The organism is Oleiphilus sp. HI0079 (genome assembly GCF_001635105.1).
On the sequence record NZ_LWFT01001202.1, the window covers coordinates 1 to 907 of the forward strand.

The window sequence follows — 907 nt, forward strand, 5'->3', positions numbered from 1 at the left end:
AAACCTAACCCAGCGATTTGAAGCACCGTGCGACGTAAGCAAGATGGATCTAATCGATATTTTTTTTAACGGAGTAGATAACTCACAAGCAAACTATTGCGCTTTTATTCAAATAAGCCGAGATAATTATCTACTTTCTTTCTCGCCAGAGAAGTTTATCGAAAGTAATCACCGGCAGTTAGTCAGCAAACCTATAAAAGGTACAGTTAAAAGCAACGGCGAAATCACCGATTGCGAGCGAGCGTTACTGCTAAACGCGAAAAATAGAGCGGAGAATCTAATGATCGTCGACTTGCTTCGCAACGACATGAGCAAGGTTTCTGAGCTTAATAGCGTAAAAGTGCCCAAGCTTTTTGAAATAGAAAGCTATGAGAACGTTCACCATCTCGTCAGCACAATATCCTCTTCACTCAGTAGCGGCATATCGGAGTTTGAGGCGTTTTGCGCCGTTTTCCCGGGCGGTTCGATCACCGGCGCGCCCAAAAAGAGAGCAATGGAAATTATCGATGAGCTTGAGGTGCACCCGCGTCGCTACTACTGCGGATCTGTTTTTTATTGGGATTATCGTGGTAACTTCGACTCTAACATCCTGATACGAACTGCAGAAGTACTGAATAACACGCTATATTGTTGGGCGGGAGGAGGCATAGTGGCCGATTCGGAGCTCGCGTCAGAATACCAAGAAAGCATCGACAAAATACGCCACATAACCGGACTAGAGAAATAGATGTGCGAATCAGTTGCTACTGATCTTTCGTGGCCCCCAAGAGATCGTCATGGTCGCTAGACGCGTCGCTTTCAATCGATGCAACCTCTGATTCTTGGCGTTCATCGCGATTGCCTTCGCCCTCCCCGTTAAAACCACCCAGCTCTAGCTGCTCAGACACTTCGCGCGCAATCGCATCAA

At 46.7% G+C, this 907-nt stretch carries 1 protein-coding gene; it reads left to right on the forward strand.

The window, feature by feature from the left end:
- On the forward strand, nt 1–727 hold a 727-nt coding region (locus A3750_RS21400; RefSeq protein WP_197475217.1), incomplete at its 5' end, for an anthranilate synthase component I family protein.
- Between the last annotated feature and the right edge of the window lie 180 nt (nt 728–907).